This is a genomic window from Pseudomonas sp. S2_F03, from assembly GCF_054668335.1.
Genome location: NZ_CP162759.1, coordinates 1,543,162 through 1,559,900, shown reverse-complemented (window position 1 = coordinate 1,559,900; position 16,739 = coordinate 1,543,162). Strand labels below are relative to the sequence as shown.

Below are 16,739 nucleotides of genomic sequence, written 5' to 3'. Positions count from 1 at the left end.
TTTGCCATTTAACACCGCCGTTCATATGACGGGGATGACTACATTTTTTAAGGAGCGCATTCATGGCTGTTGGTCTTGGTCCTTTGCCAACGTTGCACCCGGTTGCCGGTTTTGAACTCGGTATTGCCTCGGCCGGCATCAAGCGCCCGGGGCGCAAGGATGTTGTGGTCATGCGCTGTGCCGAAGGCTCCACGGTCGCGGGCGTCTTCACGCTGAACGCTTTTTGCGCAGCGCCGGTCATCCTGGCCAAGCAACGTGTGCAAGGCCCGGTGCGTTACCTGTTGACCAACACCGGCAATGCCAACGCCGGTACTGGCGAACCCGGCCTGGCCGCCGCCGAGCGTACTTGCGCCAAACTGGCTGAGTTGACCGGTGTCGACGCCAGCCTGGTGCTGCCGTATTCCACCGGCGTAATCGGCGAGCCGCTGCCGGTCGAGAAAATCGAAGGCGCGCTGCAAGCCGCTCTCGACGACCTGTCGATCCACAACTGGGAAGCGGCCGCCACCGGCATCATGACCACTGACACCCTGCCAAAGGGTGCCAGCCGCCAGTTTGAGCATGACGGTGTGACCATCACCGTGACCGGCATCAGCAAAGGCGCGGGCATGATCCGTCCGAACATGGCGACCATGCTCGGCTACATCGCCACCGACGCCAAAGTGTCCCGTGACGTGCTGCAAAACCTGCTGCTGGACGGTGCCAACAAGTCGTTCAACCGCATCACCATCGATGGCGACACCTCGACCAACGACTGCTGCATGTTGATTGCCACCGGTCAGGCGGCGCTGCCGGAAATCACCCGCGCTGAAGGCGAGTTGTTCGCCAAGTTGAAACAAGCGGTGTTCGAGGTGTGCATGGACGTGGCCCAGGCCATCGTTCGTGACGGCGAAGGCGCGACCAAGTTCGTCACCGTCGAAGTCAACGGCGGCGGCAATCATCAGGAATGCCTGGACGTGGGCTACACCGTGGCCCACTCGCCGCTGATCAAGACGGCCTTGTTCGCTTCCGATCCGAACTGGGGGCGCATCCTGGCAGCCGTTGGCCGTGCCGGCGTACCGAACCTGGACGTGAGCAAGATCGACGTGTTCCTTGGTGAAGTGTGCATTGCCAGCCGTGGCGCACGGGCCGCGACGTACACCGAAGCCCAGGGCGCTGCAGTGATGCAGCAGGAAGAGATCACCATCCGTATCGAGTTGGGTCGCGGCGACTGCAGCGAAACCATCTGGACCACCGACTTGTCCCACGAATACGTGAAAATCAACGCCGAGTACCGTACTTAAGACCGAGTCGCTCCTATCGCGGGCAAGCCCGCTCCCACAGTTTTGTGTCGTTCACAACACACCCTGTAGGAGCAAGGCTTGCCCGCGATGAAGGACGACCAGACACTGAAGATTCCGGTCTGTACCCCTCATCAAAAGGTCCCGAACATGAGCCTCCACCTGATCATCGGCGACAAACTGCTTTCCTCCTGGTCGCTGCGTGGCGCCTTGGCCCTCGACCTGACGGGCGCGGCCTACACCGAAGAACTGATCAAGCTGGGTCAACCAGACACCCGCGCGCGCCTGCTCAAGTATTCGCCCGCCGGCAAGGTCCCGCTGCTGAAAACCGAACACGGTACCATCGCCGATTCCCTGGCCATCGCCGAGTATCTGGCGGAGCAGTTTCCCGAGGCGGGCCTCTGGCCCAAAGACACCGCCGCCCGTGCTCAGGCGCGTTCGGCCTGCGCGCAAATGCACTCCGGGTTCTTTGCCATGCGTGGCAACATGCCATTCGACCTGAGTCACGATGCGCCGCTGTCGCCAACAATTCCTGACGTTGAGGCCGACATCCAGCGCATGCTCGCGCTGTGGGCTGAATGCCGCGCGGTGGCCACCGATACTGGTCCGTTCCTGTTCGGCAGCGCGACGTTGGCCGATGCGATCTTCGCGCCAATTGCTGTACGTCTGCGCACCTATCAGGTGAAGTTGCCGGCAGCGGATGAAGCCTACGTCGAAACGATCTACCAGTGGCCGGCCTTCAAAGCCTGGCAAAAGGCGGGTCTGGAGGAGATAGGGCAGTGAAACGAGTCCATGTAGCTGCCGCGGTTATTCGTGATAACAGCGGCAAGATTCTTATCGCACGCCGTGCCGACACTCAGCATCAGGGTGGCTTGTGGGAGTTTCCCGGTGGCAAGGTCGAGGGTGACGAATCCGTCGAAACCGCGCTGGCCCGTGAGCTTCACGAAGAGCTGGGCATTGTGGTCACCGCTGCGCGCCCCCTGATCAAGGTTCATCACGACTACCCGGACAAGCACGTGTTGCTGGACGTCTGGGAAGTTTCCGCGTTTACCGGCGACCCCCACGGCGCTGAAGGCCAGCCATTGTCCTGGGTGACGCCGCGGGAGCTGGTGGATTATGAGTTTCCGGCGGCCAACCAGCCAATCGTTGCTGCTGCACGGTTACCCGCCGAGTATTTGATTACCCCCGAAGACCTGGAAACCCCGGCATTGCTGCGCGGCATCCAGAAAGCCGTCGCGGGGGGATCAAGCTGATCCAGCTACGGGCTCCCAACGGCTACGATCCGAAGTACCGCGATCTGGCGGTGGATGCGGCAGGGCTGTGTGCCGGCAAGGCGCAGCTGATGATCAAGGGGCCTTTCGAATGGCTGGGAGACTTCCCGTCCGCCGGATGGCACATCACGGCGGCGCAGTTGCGCAAGTACGCAGCGGCGGGTCGACCGTTACCGGCCTCGCGCTGGTTGGCGGCGTCGTGCCACAACGCTGAAGAGCTGGCGCTGGCCGAGCAGATGGGCGTGGACTTTGTGACCCTGTCGCCGGTGCAGCCAACCCTGACACATCCCGGTGCGGAGCCATTGGGGTGGGAGCAGGCTTCGGTGTTGATCGAAGGGTTCAGTAAGCCGGTGTTCCTGTTGGGCGGTGTTGGCCCGGCAGAGCGGCAACAAGCCTGGGAAGCAGGGGCGCAGGGTGTGGCTGGGATTCGGGCGTTCTGGCCTGAGGCTTGATATTGCGGTGATGCGACTGCCGCCATCGCGAGCAAGCTCGCTCCCACAGGGGATCGCATTTCTACAGGAGGAACTCGGTCAACTGTGGGAGCGAGCTTGCTCGCGATGGCGTCTTTGAATACACCGACTAAACCTGAGGTTTCGCCGCCGCCTGCCAAAGTATCTCGGCAATGCCTTGGCGCTTGGCAATCAGCCGCGCCACCACAAACAGTAAATCCGACAACCGATTGATATACGCCAACCCAACCCCGGCCAACGGTTCAAGCGCATTCAATTGCTGGCAACGCCGCTCCGCACTGCGTGCCAGGCTTCGGCACACATGTGCTTGGGCAATCAACGCTGAACCACCCGGCAAGATGAAGTTTTCCAGCGGCCCCAACTCTTCATTCCAGCGATCAATTGCCGCTTCCAGGCGTTCGATTTCCGCGGCATCCAGTGCCTGATACACCGGCATAGCCAGTTCGCCGCCGAGGTCGAACAGCCGATGCTGGCAAGGCGCCAACACCTCGATCACCTCGATCAAACCCGGGTATTGCGCGCTTTGGGCGGCCAAACCGGCCAGCAGCACGCCGACCTGACTGTTCAACGAATCGACTTCGCCAATCGCCTCGATTCGCGGGTGGTCCTTGGGTACCCGGCGACCATCTCCGAGCCCGGTTTCGCCTTTGTCGCCAGTGCGGGTGTAAATCTTCGACAAGCGAAAGCCCATGGGTTACCTCGATAGCTGATTGAGTTCTTGAGAGACGACCGGCGTACCCGACAAGGGCAGGCGCAACGTGAAACAGGTGCCTTGGCCCGGCGTCGACTGCACTTCCATCTGGCCCTTGTGGTTGTTGGTGATGATGAAATAGGAGACCGACAGGCCCAGGCCCGTGCCCTGGCCGATTTCCTTGGTGGTGAAGAACGGCTCGAACGTACGTTTGCGCACGTTCTCGCTCATGCCGATGCCGTTGTCCTCGACCTGGATTTCGGCCCATGGCGGGTTCAGTCGGGTGCGCAGGATGATCCGCCCCGGCTCGCTGTCATCCTCGCGCTGATGAATGGCCTGGGCCGCGTTTTTCAACAGGTTGAGCAGTACTTGTTCCAGCTCGTTGGCCGTACCGGGCACCGGACCCAGCGCCGGATCGAACTGGCGAATGATCGCCTGGCCCTTGAAGTCGAAACCGATCGCCAGATCAAAGTCGTTACCGGCGATGTCCACCGCTTGATCGATCAGTGCCGGCAGGTCGCACGGGGCCATTTGCCGGGTGCTGCGGCGGCTGAAACTGAGCATGTGCGTGACAATTTTCGCCGCACGGGCACCGGCCTGCTGAATGCCATCAAGCAGTTGCGGTACTTCGCGCACTTGCAGGTATTGGTTGACCGTTTCCAGCTCGATACCGATCTGCTCGGCTTGCTCCATGTTCTTCGGCAAGTCCGGCGACAGGCGTCGGCGTATGTTCTGCACGTTGTGCAGGATCGCGCCCAACGGGTTATTGATTTCGTGGGCCATGCCGGCGGCGAGGCCGCCTACGGAAAGCATTTTTTCCGACTGCACCATCATTTCTTCCAGCGACAGACGCTGGGTAATGTCGTCGATGCGGATCACCACGCCACGCCCGGCGCCGCCCATCAGCGGGTAAAAGGTCAGGGCGTAGTGTTTGGGCTCATCATCCTTGAACCACGTTACACGCTCGATCTTGGCCACGGTGTGTTGCTCGACGGTTTGCTTGAGCTGTGGCAGAAACGGTTTCAGCGGTTCGAAGGCGAGGAAGATCGGCTGGTTCAAGGCTTCGTCCAGGCGTGTGCCGGACAAGGCGCTGGCTTCCTGATTCCACTGGGTAACGTAGAGCTGCTCGTCGAGGGCGATGAGTGCCGACGGCATGGAGTCGATGATGCTGTTGAGGTAGTTCTGGAAGCCTGTGAGTTTCTTTTCGATTTTGCTGCGCACCTGGACTTCGAGTTCCAGCTTGCGGTTGGTGTGGCGTGTTTCTTCGGCAAGGCCTTGGGCTTGATCGTATGCAGCCTGGGAGTCGTCCCGGGCACGCTTGAGCTGCTGCTCCCGGGCCTCGATCCGCGAGAGCATGGTGTTGAACGCCTCGGCGAGGCTGCCGATTTCGTCGTGGTTGCCACGGGAGGCGCGCAGCGCGTAGTTCTCTTCGCGGGTGACTTGCCGGGACAGTTCTTCAAGCTCATGGATAGGTCGGGTAATCAGGCGTTTGATCTGCCGTGCGATCACCAGCCACAACAGCACGCTGAAGATCAGAATGCCGAGGCTGGCGGTGAGGGTGCCGGTGTAGAACGCCATCGGCAATTCACTGCTGGCCACCAACAGCAAGTGGCCGGGGTCGGTGCCGGGGCGGGGCAGGGTGATCAATTGATTGCTGCGGAACTCGGTCGCTTGCCAGGCTTCAATGTGCTGGTAGCGCCCCGGCAGGCTCAGTTTGTCGCCGTGCTGCAACTGCGCCAGCCGTTCACCCTTGCCGTCATAAAGGGCTGCCGCACGCAGCGGCGAGTAACTGTCGAGCTCCTTGAGCAGGCGTTCGGCGTTTTGTGGCGACTTCAAGGCGTCGGCCACCAGGCTCGGGTTGGACACCAGTCGGCCAATGGTCTGCAGGGCTTGGGGGCCATGCTTTCCTGGGAGATGTAATACGACGCGCTGATGAAGGTCAGGTTGGCGACCAACAGGATGGTGATCAACAGCACCAGCAGGGCGGCCAGCAACTTCTGGCCGACGGGGAGGTTTTCGAGGCGCTGGCGCAATGGCATCAGGTTCGTCGCTTGAATGGAACAAGTGGCCAGCGTAGCCGCTGCTCAGTCGCTGGGCAATCCAAGGCTGTGCAGATGGGCAATCAGCCGCTGCTGCAGTTGATTAAGGTGGGGCAGGTTGACCTGGTGTCTCGCCGCAACTTTGCAGGCATAGCCCAGCAGATAGCTGATTTCGGTGCGCCGCTCACTCGCGACGTCCTGGTACATCGAGGAGTAATTGGCCGCCGTGGCATGGATCACTCGCTCGACCTCCTGCTGCAGGTCCTGGGCGGCAGCTGGCTGACCGCAGCACTCCAGCAGTTCGGTCAATTCGACGCAGAGGGTGGCGACTTCGCAGTGATGTTCCTGCAAACCGCCATTGCGACAGTTGTGCAAGACCGTCAGGGGATTGATCGCACAGTTGAGCGCCAGTTTACGCCACAGCCTTCTCAGGATGTCGGTGCTCCACTCATGAGGAATCCCGGCGGCCGTCAAATCGTCCAGCCAGATCGGCGCCACCGGATGGCCGGCATCGCCGAGCCACGTGTAACCGTGGCCGGCAAACACTACACGCCAGTCACCCTCCCGAAAGGCGCCTTCCGTACTCGATGCGCTCACGCAACGGGCTTGCGGCACCTGCGCCGCGACGGCGTCCTGACTGCCAAGGCCGTTTTGCAACAGGATCAGTTCGGCGTCCGGCGTCAGGCGCGACGCCAGTTGCGCGACGGCTTTCTCGGCGTCGTAGGCCTTGCAGGCGACCAGCAAGCGGCTGATCGGCCCCACGCTGTCCGGTGTTTCGCCGGGGATGTCATAAGTGCGGGCTTCGCCGTGTTCGACCAGGGTCAAGCCGCCAGCAGCTTGATAGGCCTGCAAACGCTGTTCACTGCGTACGATCAGCCTGACCGGCAATCCGGCCCGCGCCAGACGCGTGGCCCACAACGTGCCGAGGCTGCCGGCGCCCAATACATGCCAAGGGGTCGACATCAGCTTTTTATCCGGTTTGTGGCAGGCATGTGAGGCTCGCAGTATGGCTTGGAAAAGACCCGTTATAATGAGCCCGATTTTAACCGCAAGCCAAGCGCGCGCCATTGCAATCGAGCGCGCCTTTTTATTGGAGAGATTACATGCCGTCGTTCGACGTGGTATCCGAACTGGACAAACACGAAGTCACCAACGCGGTCGAAAACGCCGTCAAGGAACTCGATCGTCGTTATGACCTGAAGGGCAAGGGTACTTTTGAGTTCAAGGAAAAGGACCTGACCGTCAACCTGACCGCCGAGGCCGACTTCCAGCTCGAAGCGATGATCGAGATCCTCAAGCTCGCGCTGGTCAAACGCAAAATCGACGTGCAGTGCCTTGAAGTCAAAGATGCCTATGCGTCGGGCAAGCTGATGAAACAGGAAGCCGTCCTCAAGGAAGGCATCGACAAAGAACTGGCGAAGAAAATCGTCGCTCACGTCAAAGACGCCAAGCTCAAGGTCCAGGCCGCCATTCAGGGCGAGCAAGTGCGCATTACCGGCAAGAAGCGTGACGATTTGCAGGAGGCCATCGCCGCCCTTCGCGCCAAGACGTTCGACATGCCGCTGCAGTTCAACAACTTCCGCGACTGATCGACCAGGCGGGAACCTCTCGGCGTTTTCGGCGTCCGAGGCCCAAGCAACGGCAGAAATGATTGAGCCTCTGGGGTTTGGTCTTTCTGCCGCTCATTTTTTAGCGTGCCGCAAATCAGGAGAAACAAGATGGATCTGAATGCTGAAGTGGACAACCTGGTCAAGGCTTCCCAAGCCTGGATTCCAATGATCATGGAATACGGCAGCCGCGTGTTGCTGGCCGTCATCACGCTGGCCATCGGTTGGTGGCTGATCAATAAAGTGACGCAAAAACTCGGCGGCTTGCTGGCGTTGCGTAATGCAGATCTTGCGTTGCAAGGGTTTATCAGCAGCCTGGCGAACATCATTCTCAAGGTTTTGCTGATTGTCAGCGTGGCCTCGATGATCGGCGTGGAAACCACTTCGTTCGTCGCCGCAATCGGTGCCGCCGGTCTGGCCATTGGTCTGGCCTTGCAGGGCAGCCTGGCGAACTTCGCTGGCGGCGTGCTGATTCTGTTGTTCCGTCCGTTTCGTATTGGTGACTGGATTGAAGCTCAGGGGGTTGCCGGTACTGTCGACAGCATTCAGATCTTCCATACCGTACTGCGTACCGGCGATAACAAAACCATCATCGTACCTAACGGCAACTTGTCGAACGGCATCATCACCAATACCAATCGTCAACCCACGCGCAAAGTAGTGTTCGATGTGGGTGTCGATTACGAAGCGGACTTGCAGAAGGCACGTGAAGTACTGCTGGAATTGGCCAAAGATCCACGCGTATTGGCAGATCCGGCACCTCAGGCTGTTGTTTCTACCTTGGGTGACAGTTCGATCACTCTTTCGCTTCGCGTCTGGGTAAAGACTGCGGATTATTGGGACGTGATGTTTATGTTCAACGAACAGTCCCGTGATCGTTTGAAAACTGCTGGTATTGATATCCCTTTCCCACAGAGGGTTATTCGCGTGGTTCAGGAATCTGCTGCGCAGTGATTGATTTTCAAGTCAGTGCCTGACTCTTCGGTCAGGCAAGTTTTGCATGATTTTTGATCGTTTAAACGCGCAGTTGACACCAACGAAAAAGGCCCATCCGAAGATGGGCCTTTTTTTGATTACCGCAAACTAACTTTCTGCAATTACAGAATGTTGAGTGGGTAGTCGGTGATCAGGCGGAACTCAGAGATATCGCCTTCGCCTTCGTCAGCATTGGCGGAGTGCCATGCTTGACGGATGCGGAACGACAGATCTTTGGCTGGGCCGGTTTGAATGACGTACTTAACTTCCACGTTGGTTTCGTGGTGTTTGCCGTCTGCACCGTACAGACCAGCGTAAGGGCTGCCTGCTGGAGTGTTGGTACCGTCGATGTCCCAACCTTTAACGTAACGGGTCATGAAGCTCAGACCAGGTACGCCGTATTCGGCCATTTTCAGGTCGTAACGGGCTTGTACCGACTTCTCGCCTGGGGCGTTGAAGTCAGAGTACTGGATGGAGTTGGCGAGGAAGATCGAGTCGCCACCGCGGTTGTTTTTACCCACACCGATGTAGTCGAACGGGGTATCGCCGTTCACTTTCTGGAAGCCCAGGGTCAGGGTGTGTGCTTTCAGGAACGAGTAAGCAGCGGCCAGCGAGTAGGCGTTGTTGCTGATTTCGCCTGCTTTAGCGTTACCGGTGTCCTTGGTGTTGTAGTAGTTACCGTCGAAGTTAATCGAGTTGTCGCCGCCCAGTGCGAGGGTGTAGTTCGCGTTGGCGTAGTACTGGTTCCAGACGTCTTCGAGCTTGGCACCGTAGAGCGAGAAGCTCAGGTCCGGGGTAACGCCGTACTTGCCACCGAAGTAGTCGATGGAGTTGGCTTGCACGCCGGCGTAGGTAGCCCACAGGGAACCGTCACGAGCGTTCTTGTCCTGGCTGGTCGCCGAGTAGAAGTGACCGGCTTCGAGGTCGAGGTCTGTAACTTCGCTGCTCTGCAGTTGGATACCGCTGGCAGTTTGGTGAAGAATGCGGGAGCCGCCTACAGCGAACACCGGAGAGGTGCTTGGCTGCATGTCGCCGACTTTCAGCTCGGTCTTGGAGATGCGGAACTTGGCGGCAGCGCCGGCCTTGCCCTGGCTGTTGTTGACTTCGCCATCAGAGTCCACGGACATGTTGCCGGAACCAGAATACTTGTCGGAACCGTCCAGCTTAATGGCCAGTTGGCCCCAAGCTTCAACGCCAACACCGATCAGACCTTGGGTGTAGCCAGAGCTGTACATGCCCTGAATGCCCTGGGTCCAGTCTTTGTCATCGACTGCGCCGTCTTTCTTGTTACGGTTGTAGTAGTAGTTGCGAACCAGCAAGTCGAGCTTGCTGTCTTCAACAAAACCTTTGGCTTCTGCCTGGTCGCTTACGAAAGGTGCGGCTACTGCCAACTGAGTACTGGCTGCTGCTGCAACTGCCAGTGCGATCATGCTCCACTTCATCACGCGCATCGTGATTTGCTCCTTTGGTTTTAGAAGAGTACTGCCGTCCCACCTGATTTATTATCTGGGCGGCTCTTTCTTTTGTGTCGGCGCAAACTTATATCACGCCGACCATGTTGGCGATACTTGCGTATCTAACCTTTCAGCTTCTTTACGACCGTGTCGCAAACAGCTTGGTAGATGTCGCAAATTTACAGCCTCAATGCAAGCGGGCCGGCAACTTTAACGTTGTTTTCCAGGGCTTGAACATCGGTAAAAAGAGTCCTTGGTGAAACGTTTGAATCTCCATCGGGCAACCCTGCCGCTGTTTTTATTTGCCTTGAACCTTCCACTTCCAGCAGAGGCATCCAAGGCGATGTGGGTGTGAATGCAACAAGCGTGCACAAATCAGACATTTGTTGCGATTTTTTTCTGATGGCCCGCCTAACGCTGTAAAAACCTCATAAAACCGGGCGTTTCAAGCACGTTTTGTTCGGCTTGACGCCACTGATTACATCGTGCTTCAACATTTGGGTCGCCGCCGTGACAACCAAAAATGTTACCGGTTCACCCCGCTAGTGAGTAAATGGCGGATGCTGACGCAATCAGCGTAGACGAGCTGTGCGGTTTTGGTGCAAAAAATTTTAATTGCTGTACTGAATTCATACAGTGCTGTCATTTGGCCGAATCGAACGCATCGTTGTTAATCAAGTATTTCGGCGTTTTGGCTCGGGTCGTGGGTTCTGTAATGGTGCGTTTGGGCAATAAGTGACTCATGGCGGGGCGCGTGCCGGGTCGTGAAGCAAGCGCCGTTCACAGGTATGCTGCCGTCCTGTCGCTTGGCGCACCGTCCCTCGGGAGGGGCGCTAAGCTGAAATTGAGAACCCGGCGGGAGTGCGCACAGTGTTCGCTTTAGATCCACGGCTCCAACAAGACACGTTACCGATCGGGGATTTCCCGCTTTGCCGGTTACTGTTGTCTAACGATTCGAATTACCCCTGGTTCATCCTGGTGCCTCGTCGCGACGATATCAGCGAGATATTTCAGTTGGATGGCGCCGATCAGCAACAGTTGTGGCAGGAGACGACCGCATTGGCGGAAACCCTCAAGGATTCGTTCGACGCCGACAAGTTGAATGTCGCGGCTTTGGGTAATGTCGTCAGTCAGTTGCACATGCATGTGATTGTGCGCAAGCAGGACGACGCCGCCTGGCCGGCTCCGGTCTGGGGCAAGCTGCCCGCCAAACCCTACAACGCAGATCAGATCGCCGCGATTCGCGAGCGGCTGCGTTTGGTATTAACCGAAGACTTTACGTTTCTGGAGGGTTGAATCATGAGCCTGGAAGAACGCGTTACCGATCTGGAGAGCCAATTGGCCTTTCAGGATGACACCATCCAGGCATTGAGCGATGTGCTGGCGACCCAGCAGCGCGCGGTTGAGCGCCTTCAGTTGCAAATGGCAGCACTGCTCAAGCGGCAGGAAGAAATGGCTGGCCAGTTCGAAACCTTTGAAGAAGAAGCGCCACCACCGCATTACTAAAATGCGTGCAATAAAAAACCGCGAACAGCCAGCCTGGCTGTTCGCGGTTTTTTTTAGCCTTGGATCAGCGGCGCGGCAGTGCGGCGATCACATCTTCGGCTTGCAGGCCTTTGTCGCGGTTCATGACAGAGAACTCCACGCGCTGGCCTTCGACCAGAACACGGTGACCTTCACCGCGAATGGCCCGGAAATGCACGAAAATATCATCGCCGGAGTCGCGGGAAATAAAGCCGAAGCCTTTGGAGGTGTTGAACCATTTTACGGTGCCGGTATCGCGGTTGCTCATGTCATAGCTTGGCGAGGCGGCGGCCGGTGAAGATTTGTAGAAGCTGACACCCAGGTGCAGTAAAACGCCGGCCAGGGCAGCCACCAGGCTGAACAGAACGGCAGGCTGGCCGGCGATGACAGGCATCGGCGCGAGCAGCGTCAGGATTTGCAGGAAGACAGCCAGCACCAGCAGAGCGCTGACCAGGTTTTGCAGTTGGTGACGCGGGCCTTTGTTCCAGTAAGGGATGACAGGAGCAAGGGTGAGGTTCAACAGGCCGAAAAAGGCCAGGTACAGTGCATCGGGTTGTTGCAGGTAAGGTACCGCTTCAGATCGCAGGCTAGGGATGAAGGACAGCAGCAGGGCTGCTGCGCCCGTTAGCAAGTGGACGATTTTCAACATTTTGATTAACTCACGTTAAGACGGATCACAAGGAAGAGCTGATTGAGTACGGTTCGCTTCAGAACAATAAGAGGCGTTGGGCACGTTCCCGCTATCAGCCTATGCGCAGCCCCCGGAAAATAGGCGGCAGCGACACACGGTCTATTTAACAGCAAAGCCTGCAGCTACTCAAATCAGGCAGTCAGGCGGTGCTGTGGGGGGGCGATTTGTCCTGGGTCAGTGCGTCATTCGGGGCGGCGGGATGTCGGCAGGTTTGTTATGCGCGGCTTTCTTCTATTAAGGAAGAGGTCGGAGTGCTCACCGCCGATCTGCTGACCCAGCGTATGCAGGTGCATGAGAAAACCGCCTGGATGTTACGGTCCTTGCTGGATCAGTAATCTCGCCAGTACGCGAATGATGCCGTTGAGGTGTCGTTCGCGTTTTGTCCTTCTACTTCTTCAAGTCTCTTTTGTGCGGGTTAAAACTCGTCTGGGCATGTAGGAAAACGGCCGGCCTAGGACGGTCTCCATGATCCCCCTTCAACTGTTGGCTTATCCTACGTCGAGGGTCATAAAGTCATCTGGATATACCTTTGCGCCTGCGCTTTTATAAGGCAACAGAACGTGCTCTTACAGAAAGCAAGGATGGCAAAGGAGTGTCAACGATATGGATTACGAAGACAGGTTTGGCGAAGGGAGGCTCGGCCCTGCCCGGGATATAAGGGTTGATCCGTTCGTCAGCGAATTTGATATGGGGCTGGCCCGGCCGTTGTCCCGTTCGGTGCGCTTGAATGGTTTTGCGACCTGCTTGCGGCTTGAACAGGTCTATTGGGATATTTTGGGCGATATGGCCAAGGTCAATTGCTGTTCGGTCAGCGCGCTGTTGTCCCATGTGGACCGCGAAGTGCATTTGCGTCACGGCGGGGTCAGGAACTTCACCGGGCTGGTGCGGGTTGTCTGTGTCGTGCGCAGCTTGAAGGAAGGGGGCTGCATTGCGGCGCCTTAGCCGCAGCGACGTAGAGGGTTGAGTGTCAGTCTGTGCAGTCTTACGGCTGCACAGGCTGCATTTAATGGATATAATCCCGCTCTTTGCCGCAAAACCCAGCGTGTGCGGTAGCAATCTGATCGCCGAGACAACCCCCATGCCGATGTACGACTATCAATGTGCTTCCTGTGGTCATCAGTTGGAAGCCATTCAAAAGATCAGCGCAGCACCGCTGGTCGACTGCCCTGCCTGCCAGGCGCCAGAGCTTAAAAAGATGCTGTCCATGCCAGGTTTCCGCCTCAGCGGCACCGGCTGGTACGAAACCGATTTCAAGACCGGATCGAAGAAGAACCTGGCCGGCGGCGACAAAGCTGACTAGGGTCTAGGGCCTGAGTTGAACCACACGCGTGAGCTCTTGCATCATCCGCAGCCTGATGTGCAGGACTCCAACCGAATTTCGAATTACGAGAAGTGAAACCACTACCATGATGCGCAGCCATTATTGCGGCCAACTGAACGAAAGCCTGGACGGCCAGGAAATTACCCTTTGCGGATGGGTCCACCGTCGCCGTGACCACGGTGGGGGTGATTTTCCTCGATATCCGTGATCGTGATGGTCTGGCCCAGGTAGTGTTCGACCCGGACCGCGCTGGAAACCTTCGCCGTCGCCGACCGCGTGCGCAGCGAATACGTGGTCAAGGTGACCGGCAAGGTTCGCCTGCGTCCGGCCGGTGCCACCAACGCCAACATGGCGTCGGGCATGATCGAAGTCCTCGGTTACGAACTGGAAGTGCTGAACGAGTCGGAAACCCCGCCGTTCCCGCTGAACGAGTTCTCCGATGTCGGCGAAGAAACCCGCCTGCGCTATCGCTTCCTTGACCTGCGTCGCCCGGAAATGGCCGAGAAGCTGCGTCTGCGTTCGCGCATGACCACCAGCATCCGTCGCTTCCTCGACGAGAACGGCTTCCTCGACGTCGAGACGCCGATCCTGACCCGCGCGACCCCGGAAGGTGCTCGCGACTACCTGGTGCCGAGCCGTACTCACGCCGGTTCGTTCTTTGCGCTGCCGCAATCGCCACAGCTGTTCAAGCAACTGCTGATGGTGGCTGGTTTCGACCGTTACTACCAGATCGCCAAGTGCTTCCGCGACGAAGACCTGCGTGCCGACCGTCAGCCTGAGTTCACCCAGATCGACATCGAGACCAGCTTCCTCGATGAAAACGAGATCATGGGCATCACCGAAAAAATGATCCGCAACCTGTTCAAGGAAGTGCTGGACCTGGAATTCGGCGACTTCCCGCACATGACCTTCGCAGAAGCCATGCGTCGTTACGGTTCCGACAAGCCAGACCTGCGTAACCCGCTGGAACTGGTTGACGTTGAAGATCAACTGAAAGAAGTCGACTTCAAGGTGTTCAGCGGCCCGGCCAACGACCCGAAATGCCGCATTGCCGCGTTGCGCGTTCCAGGCGCTGCGAGCATGCCGCGCAAGCAGATCGACGACTACACCAAGTTCGTCGGCATCTACGGTGCCAAGGGCCTGGCGTACATCAAGGTCAACGAGCGCGCCAAAGGCGTCGAAGGCCTGCAATCGCCAATCGTGAAGAACATCCCTGAAGCCAACCTCAATGTGATCCTGGATCGCGTTGGCGCGGTTGACGGCGACATCGTGTTCTTCGGTGCTGACAAAGCCAAGATCGTCAGCGAGGCCCTGGGCGCGCTGCGGATCAAGGTAGGTAACGACCTGGAGCTGCTGACCTGCAAGTGGGCGCCAATGTGGGTCGTCGACTTCCCGATGTTCGAAGAAAACGACGACGGCAGCTTCACTGCCTTGCACCACCCGTTCACCGCGCCGAAGTGCACCCCGGAAGAACTGGAAGCCAACCCGGCGACCGCTCTGTCCCGTGCCTACGACATGGTGCTGAACGGCACTGAGCTGGGTGGCGGTTCGATCCGTATCCACCGCAAGGAAATGCAGCAGACCGTATTCCGCCTGCTGGGCATCAACGAAGCGGAACAGGAAGAGAAGTTCGGCTTCCTGCTCGACGCCCTGAAGTACGGCGCACCGCCGCACGGTGGCCTGGCCTTCGGTCTGGATCGTCTGGTGATGCTGATGACCGGCGCCCAGTCGATCCGTGAAGTGATCGCCTTCCCGAAAACCCAGAGCGCGGCAGACGTCATGACTCAGGCACCGGGTCAGGTTGATGCCAAGGCACTGCGCGAATTGCACATTCGCCTGCGCGAAACGCCAAAGGCTGAGTAAGGCTGACCGCAAAGGCGCATCCTTGCCGGATGCGCCTTTTCTTTAGGTCGAGATTTTTTTGTTGCTGGCCGACAATCTGTGGCGGGCAATGTTTCAAAGAGAATTCGGAGCGAGTTATGGCGGGTCATTCCAAGTGGGCGAACATCAAGCACCGCAAAGAACGTCAGGATGCCAAGAAGGGCAAGATTTTCACCAAGTGGATTCGTGAACTGACCGTTGCTGCCCGTCAGGGCGGTGGTGACCCGGGTTCCAACCCGCGTTTGCGTCTGGCGCTGGACAAGGCCCTTGGCGCGAACATGAGCCGCGATATCATCGATCGCGCGGTCGCACGCGGTGCCGGTGCTGCCGACACCGACGACATGGTCGAGCTGACCTACGAAGGCTACGGCCCGGGTGGCGTGGCGGTGATGGTCGAGTGCATGACCGACAACCGTAATCGCACCGCTGCCGCTGTTCGCCACGCTTTCAGTAAATGTGGTGGCAACCTCGGCACCGACGGTTCCGTGGCCTATCTGTTCGAGCGCAAAGGGCAGATTTCCTTCGCCCCAGGCGTTGACGAAGATGCCTTGATGGAAGCGGCCATGGAAGCCGATGCCGATGACGTGGTTACCCATGAAGACGGCTCCATCGATGTATTCACTTCGTTTGCCGGTTTCTATTCCGTGCGTAATGCGCTGGAAGCGGCCGGTTTCAAAGGTGAAGACGCAGAAATCGTGATGCTGCCCACTACCAGCGCCGAGCTGGACCTGGAAGGCGCCGAGAAGGTGCTCAAGCTGATCGACATGCTTGAGGACCTGGATGACGTGCAGAACGTCTACTCCAACGCGGACATTCCGGAGTCGGTGGCTGCACAGCTGGGTTAAGGGCGACTAGGATTTAATGTGGGAGCTGGCTTGCCTGCGATGGCATCACCTCGGTCTGTCTGATACACCGAGGTGATGCCATCGCAGGCAAGCCAGCTCCCACAATTGTTATTCGCTGAATTGAATATCGTGCTTTCACTGAACCCGCAGGCGTTATGACTTTAATCCTTGGTATCGACCCCGGTTCGCGCATCACCGGTTATGGCGTGGTACGCGATACCGGCCGTGGCTGCGTTTATGTGGCATCGGGTTGCATTCGAACCGGCTCTGGCGAATTGCACGAGCGTCTGCAAATCGTCTATCGGGGCGTGCGGGAAGTCATTCAGACCTATGGTCCTGTGACCATGGGTATCGAAAAGGTCTTTATGGCACGCAACGCAGACTCCGCGCTGAAGCTGGGTCAGGCCCGGGGTGCGGCGATTGTGGCGGGTGCCGAAGAAAACCTGGAAATAGCCGAGTACACCGCAACCCAGGTCAAACAAGCCGTGACCGGCACCGGTGCGGCGAATAAAGAACAAGTGCAGATGATGGTCATGCACATGCTGAAACTGACCAGCAAGCCGCAAATCGATGCGTCGGATGCCCTGGCCATCGCCATTTGCCATGCGCATACCCGGTCCAGTCTGTTACCCCATGGCCTTGGCGCGGCACGCAGTCGTGGCGGGCGCTTGCGTCTCTGATAGCATCAGCAAT

General features: G+C 58.3%; 14 protein-coding genes and 4 pseudogenes. 13 read left to right on the top strand and 5 right to left on the bottom strand.

Annotated features, from left to right (window positions below):
* Window positions 1-62: 62 nt before the first annotated feature.
* The 3 genes and pseudogenes from argJ to AB4N76_RS07540 all read left to right on the top strand — a co-directional run bounded on the left by argJ (window position 63) and on the right by AB4N76_RS07540 (window position 3,000).
* Window positions 63-1,280 (top strand): bifunctional glutamate N-acetyltransferase/amino-acid acetyltransferase ArgJ, encoded by a 1,218-nt coding sequence (argJ, locus tag AB4N76_RS07550; protein ID WP_046033276.1) that lies wholly within the window; start codon window positions 63-65, stop codon window positions 1,278-1,280.
* A gap of 147 nt (window positions 1,281-1,427) precedes the next feature.
* Window positions 1,428-2,060 (top strand): glutathione S-transferase family protein, encoded by a 633-nt coding sequence (locus tag AB4N76_RS07545; protein WP_046033291.1) that lies wholly within the window; start codon window positions 1,428-1,430, stop codon window positions 2,058-2,060.
* Window positions 2,057-3,000, top strand: a pseudogene (locus AB4N76_RS07540) (Nudix family hydrolase). The gene AB4N76_RS07545 and the pseudogene AB4N76_RS07540 overlap by 4 nt, the downstream one beginning before the upstream one ends.
* Before the next feature lie 127 nt (window positions 3,001-3,127).
* On the opposite strand, the gene AB4N76_RS07535 reads toward AB4N76_RS07540, so the two are convergent.
* The 3 genes and pseudogenes from AB4N76_RS07535 to AB4N76_RS07525 all read right to left on the bottom strand — a co-directional run bounded on the left by AB4N76_RS07535 (window position 3,128) and on the right by AB4N76_RS07525 (window position 6,711).
* Complete coding sequence (locus AB4N76_RS07535) at window positions 3,128-3,709, bottom strand: cob(I)yrinic acid a,c-diamide adenosyltransferase (RefSeq protein ID WP_460164328.1); 582 nt, start codon at window positions 3,707-3,709, stop codon at window positions 3,128-3,130.
* 3 nt (window positions 3,710-3,712) lie between these two features.
* Window positions 3,713-5,748: pseudogene (locus AB4N76_RS07530) on the bottom strand (sensor histidine kinase).
* A 45-nt stretch (window positions 5,749-5,793) separates the two neighbouring features.
* Window positions 5,794-6,711, bottom strand: coding sequence for a putative 2-dehydropantoate 2-reductase (locus AB4N76_RS07525; RefSeq protein ID WP_046033280.1), 918 nt, complete (start codon window positions 6,709-6,711; stop codon window positions 5,794-5,796).
* Between the two features lie 140 nt (window positions 6,712-6,851).
* Between AB4N76_RS07525 and AB4N76_RS07520 the strand changes: the two genes are divergently transcribed.
* Together AB4N76_RS07520 and AB4N76_RS07515 are read left to right on the top strand one after the other, a co-directional pair.
* Entirely contained in the window at window positions 6,852-7,337 is a 486-nt protein-coding gene (locus tag AB4N76_RS07520) for a YajQ family cyclic di-GMP-binding protein (protein ID WP_007906601.1), read from the top strand.
* 129 nt (window positions 7,338-7,466) lie between these two features.
* Window positions 7,467-8,309: a mechanosensitive ion channel family protein gene (locus tag AB4N76_RS07515; protein ID WP_046033281.1), complete on the top strand. Its 843-nt coding sequence runs from the start codon at window positions 7,467-7,469 to the stop codon at window positions 8,307-8,309.
* Between the two features lie 143 nt (window positions 8,310-8,452).
* On the opposite strand, the gene AB4N76_RS07510 is transcribed toward AB4N76_RS07515, so the two are convergent.
* Window positions 8,453-9,781, bottom strand: a complete 1,329-nt coding sequence (locus AB4N76_RS07510) for an OprD family porin (RefSeq protein WP_046033282.1) — start codon at window positions 9,779-9,781, stop codon at window positions 8,453-8,455.
* A gap of 873 nt (window positions 9,782-10,654) precedes the next feature.
* Here AB4N76_RS07510 and AB4N76_RS07505 point away from each other — a divergent pair.
* Together AB4N76_RS07505 and AB4N76_RS07500 are read left to right on the top strand one after the other, a co-directional pair.
* The gene (locus tag AB4N76_RS07505; protein WP_046033283.1) at window positions 10,655-11,080 is read left to right on the top strand and encodes an HIT family protein; all 426 of its coding nucleotides are present in this window, start codon (window positions 10,655-10,657) and stop codon (window positions 11,078-11,080) included.
* A 3-nt stretch (window positions 11,081-11,083) separates the two neighbouring features.
* Entirely contained in the window at window positions 11,084-11,290 is a 207-nt protein-coding gene (locus tag AB4N76_RS07500) for a SlyX family protein (RefSeq protein ID WP_008029236.1), read from the top strand.
* A 64-nt stretch (window positions 11,291-11,354) separates the two neighbouring features.
* On the opposite strand, the gene AB4N76_RS07495 is transcribed toward AB4N76_RS07500, so the two are convergent.
* Complete coding sequence (locus tag AB4N76_RS07495) at window positions 11,355-11,957, bottom strand: cold-shock protein (protein ID WP_046033284.1); 603 nt, start codon at window positions 11,955-11,957, stop codon at window positions 11,355-11,357.
* 257 nt (window positions 11,958-12,214) lie between these two features.
* Between AB4N76_RS07495 and AB4N76_RS07490 the strand changes: the two are divergent.
* The 6 genes and pseudogenes from AB4N76_RS07490 to ruvC form a co-directional block, all read left to right on the top strand.
* Window positions 12,215-12,334 (top strand): annotated as a pseudogene (locus tag AB4N76_RS07490) (DNA starvation/stationary phase protection protein); the annotation flags it as partial.
* Window positions 12,335-12,602: 268 nt separating this feature from the next.
* Window positions 12,603-12,941 carry a ribbon-helix-helix domain-containing protein gene (locus AB4N76_RS07485; protein WP_046033285.1) on the top strand — a complete coding sequence of 113 codons (339 nt, stop codon included), beginning with the start codon at window positions 12,603-12,605 and terminating at the stop codon, window positions 12,939-12,941.
* A gap of 136 nt (window positions 12,942-13,077) precedes the next feature.
* Window positions 13,078-13,299 (top strand): FmdB family zinc ribbon protein, encoded by a 222-nt coding sequence (locus AB4N76_RS07480; protein ID WP_010457489.1) that lies wholly within the window; start codon window positions 13,078-13,080, stop codon window positions 13,297-13,299.
* Between the two features lie 106 nt (window positions 13,300-13,405).
* Window positions 13,406-15,183: pseudogene (gene aspS / locus AB4N76_RS07475) on the top strand (aspartate--tRNA ligase).
* A gap of 116 nt (window positions 15,184-15,299) precedes the next feature.
* Entirely contained in the window at window positions 15,300-16,046 is a 747-nt protein-coding gene (locus AB4N76_RS07470) for a YebC/PmpR family DNA-binding transcriptional regulator (protein WP_046033287.1), read from the top strand.
* Between the two features lie 155 nt (window positions 16,047-16,201).
* A complete protein-coding gene (gene ruvC / locus AB4N76_RS07465; RefSeq protein WP_046032063.1) occupies window positions 16,202-16,726 on the top strand; it encodes a crossover junction endodeoxyribonuclease RuvC in 525 nt (174 codons plus the stop codon).
* The last annotated feature ends 13 nt before the right edge of the window (window positions 16,727-16,739 follow it).